The 4,017-nt window shown below is 71.3% G+C and carries 1 protein-coding gene and 2 pseudogenes; all 3 read left to right on the forward strand.

Annotated elements, in window-relative coordinates; translation table 11 throughout:
- Positions 1–102, forward strand: a pseudogene (locus tag ACFC0B_RS40820) (ATP-binding protein); the annotation flags it as partial.
- 400 nt (positions 103–502) lie between these two features.
- A complete protein-coding gene (locus tag ACFC0B_RS40825; RefSeq protein WP_376098560.1) occupies positions 503–3,916 on the forward strand; it encodes a nitrate- and nitrite sensing domain-containing protein in 3,414 nt (1,137 codons plus the stop codon).
- Positions 3,917–3,926: 10 nt separating this feature from the next.
- Positions 3,927–4,017: pseudogene (locus ACFC0B_RS40830) on the forward strand (roadblock/LC7 domain-containing protein); the annotation flags it as partial.

Below are 4,017 nucleotides of genomic sequence, written 5' to 3' on the forward strand. Positions count from 1 at the left end.
AGCGACACCCCCGTCATCACCCTCGACGCCCGCCGACGCGACAGCGCCAAAAGCGCCCTCATCACCCTCGTCGAACACGCCCTCCTCGCCCGGCTCCGCTGAGCGGAACCCGAGGTCGGCGGCCCCGGCACCCCGTCGGCGTGACGGGGCGCCGGGGCACGTTCGCTTGCGGAGAGGTGTCGTACGGTCGCCTCGCGCAAGACCCCCGCATAAGCAGCGGATAACAGTTCGGTAGGCATTTCGTGATCAACAATGACTGTTTGTAGCGAATTGGCATCACTCAGCGCCAGAAGACCACAGTTATGTTCCAACATGTGGGCGAATGTCCTGAATTGCACCGCGCGCATCGCCCACCAGCAGCTGTTTGTCCCCCATCCCTGCACGTGCTGAAATTCCAGCTACCCCTGGATCCCGTACGGCTGCCGCTCCCCGGAGCGGGCGGCCCCCGGGGGTAGCGCTGGATTGATCCATGGCCGACTGTCGGCCGAGAGGTAGTTGTCGAGTGAGGCGTAAGCAGCAGGTCGCCCCGCAGCGGCGCTCCGAGCCCCGCCAGAGCGAGCCGAACGGCACCGCACCGGAACCGGGCGGGTTCTCGGCGTTCACACCGGTCGAGGAACGGCCGCAGGCCGCCCCGGCACCGCAGCAGCCCGGCCCCGGCACGGACCGCGCCTCCGGCCCGGGCACCGGCACCGGCCCCACCTCCGGCTCCGGCTCCGACGACACCGGCCCCAAGAGCAGCCGCTACGACTTCGTGCGCCCGCGCAACTGGCGCGTGCCCGCCCGCCTGATCGCGATCCTGCTGATCCCGGTCGTCATCGGCCTGGTCTTCGGCGGACTGCGCGTCAACACCTCGATCGACGGCTTCGTCAAGGCCGACCGCGCCCAGCGCACCGCCACCCTCGCCAAGGCCGCCACCGAGCTCGCCGAGGCGCTGGAGGGCGAGCGCGACAAGACGCTCATACCCCTGATCACCAAGCAGGACCCGAACAACGACGTCACCAAGGCGCGCTCGACCACCGACGCCGCCCTCAAGGCGTACAACGCGGCCTACGAGGCGAGCGACAAGTCCGGTGAGCTCCCCCGCCGCCACGAGGCCTTCCAGTCCGTGGTCACCTACCTGCCGCAACTGCGCACGGCCGCGTACGCGGACAACCTCTTCGCCTCCGCGACCGTCAGCGCCTACTCGGTGATGTTCGCGCCGCTGCTGTCCTACGACAACTCGGTCGGCCTCGGCTCGTCCAACCTCACCAGCAAGGGCCGCTCCATCTACGCGATGTCGCTGGCCAAGGCCTCCGCCTCGACCCAGCGCGCGCTCATGCTGCAGCTGCTGGTCGGCATCTCCGCCCAGAAGACCACCCGGTACGAGAACGTCGACCTCATCCAGCAGCTGCTGGTCGCCCAGCGCCTGGAGCAGACCGCGCTGTCCGAGTTCAACACCGGCAGCGCCCCCGAGGACGCCCGTAAGTACGCCGACGCCCAGGTCGCCCAAGCCAACGCCGACCAGCGCGCCGCCTACCGGATGCCCAACGGCAGCGTCCCGACCATGACCGGCCTGCTGAACCTCGGCACCGCCTACACCCAGGCGGCCGCCACCGGCCAGTCGCAGGGCAAGGAGCTCGCCGACAAGGCCTACAAGGAGGCCAAGGACTCCGGCCTGACCCCGGAGAACTGGAACCAGGCCGCCAACACCCACATCTCCAGCCTCCGCGCCACCGAGATCGCGCTGCTGGACGACGTGCTCGTGGACGCCGCCGAGCTGCGCGACAACGCGCGCTTCGACGCCATCCTCAACGCGCTGATCGTGCTCACCGCGCTGATCCTCGCCGGTGTCCTCACCGGCTACGTGGCCCGCTCGATGATTCTCGGCATGCGCACCCTGCGCAACGCCGCCCTGGACATCGCCGACCACCGCCTGCCCGAGCTGGTCGAGCGGCTCTCCAAGACCGACCCGGACCGGGTGGACACCAACGTCACCCCGATCCCGCTGCACGGCAAGGACGAGATCGGCGAGGTCGCCCGGGCCTTCGACCAGGTCCACCGGCAGGCGGTCGCGCTCGCCGCCGAGCAGGCGCTGCTGCGAGGCAACGTCAACGCGATCTTCACCAACCTGTCGCGCCGCAGCCAGAGCCTCATCCAGCGCCAGCTGGCGCTGATCACCGACCTCGAGAACAACGAGGCCGACCCGGACCAGCTGGAGAACCTCTTCAAGCTGGACCACCTCGCGACCCGCATGCGCCGCAACGGCGAGAACCTGCTCGTCCTCGCGGGCGAGGAGGCCGGCCGCCGCTGGAACACCCCGGTCCCGCTGGTCGACGTGCTCCGCGCCGCCGCGTCCGAGGTGGAGCAGTACGAGCGCGTCGAGCTCTCCGGCATCCCCGAGGCCGAGGTCGTCGGCGCCGCCGTGACCGACCTCGTCCACCTGCTCGCCGAGCTGCTGGAGAACGCCACCACGTTCTCCAGCCCGCAGACCCGGGTGCTGGTCAACGCGACCCGCCTGCCGGACGGCCGGGTGCTCGTCGAGATCCACGACAAGGGCATCGGCCTCACCGCGGAGGACTTCGCGGAGATCAACGAGAAGCTGGCCGAGCCGCCCACGGTCGACGCCACCATCTCCCGCCGCATGGGCCTGTTCGTGGTCGGCCGGCTCTCCCAGCGGCACGACATCCGCGTCCAGCTCCGCCCGTCCGGCGAGTCGGCCGGGACCACCTCGCTGGTCATGCTGCCGCCGTTCCTGACCCAGATGGCCGCGGCCCCGGAGCCCGAGGAGCAGTTCACCGTCTCCCGGATCTTCGCCGAGCAGGAGCCGGCCGCCGAGTGGGCGCTCGATCAGGACCCGGTCCGCAGCGCCGCCGAACTCGGCTTCGACGACCACCTCACCGGCCTCGGCAACTCCGGCTCCACCGGCTTCAGCCCGGCCCTGGAGGCCGTCCAGCGCTCGCAGCGCCTGGACCAGGTCCGCCGCGCCGCGCTGGAGGCCGGACCGCACGACGACCGGCCGCCGGTGGTGGACGCCGAGGTCGAGGACGACTACCCGGCCTACGGCCGCCGCAACGACGAGGCCTACGGCCGCGACGAGCAGTACCCGCAGCAGGGCTACCAGCAGTCCGGCTACGCCGACGACCAGTACGGCTACCAGGACGACTACGGCCAGAACGCCGGCTACGACGCCGAGGGCTACCAGCAGGACGGCTACAACCCGTACCCGCAGCAGGGCTACGACGAGTACGGGCAGCAGGACGGGTACGGCCAGGAGGCCGGCTACGACGACCAGTACGGCCGGCGGGCCGAGGAGGCCCCGGCGGGCCACCCGTACGCCCCCGAGCAGCCCGCCCTCCCGGCCGCCGACACCGGCCCCGCCACCCTGCCGTCCGGGCTGCCGCAGCGCCGCCCGGGCCAGCAGCTGGCCGGCGGCGGCTTCCCGGCCGGCCCGCAGGACGGCGACGGCGGCGGCGAGAGCCCGAACTGGTTCACCGGCGCCAAGGACACCTCGTCCGACGTGGCCGAGCCCCGCAGCCACGACGTGTCCGCCCTCGGCGGCTACGGGCCCACCGGCCCGACGGCCGCCGGCAACGCGGCCTGGCAGTCGCCCAACGACGGCGACTGGCAGCGGGCCGAGAAGCTCCGCGAGCCCTCCTCCAGCGGCACCACCCCGGCCGGCCTGCCCCGGCGCGTGCCCAAGCAGAACCTGGTGCCGGGCAACGCCAAGCCCACCCCGCAGGACGGCCCGCAGGTCTCCCGTTCACCCGAGGAGGTCCGCGGCCGCCTCACCAACCTGCGCCGCGGCGTCGAGCAGGGCCGCAGTGCCGGTACCACCGGAAGCTTCCGGATCGACCCCGATCAGGTAGACCCGTCCGGCAACGGACAGCAGAATCGCAGCACCGATCTCTTCGGCGGCTCGAACCACCAGGAGCGTTGAGTTGAGTCAGATGAGCCAGGCCGCACAGAACCTGAACTGGCTGATCACCAATTTCGTGGACAACACCCCCGGGGTGTCGCACACGGTGGTGGTCTCCGCGG

Source organism: Kitasatospora sp. NPDC056184 (genome assembly GCF_042268405.1).
Classification (GTDB): domain Bacteria; phylum Actinomycetota; class Actinomycetes; order Streptomycetales; family Streptomycetaceae; genus Kitasatospora.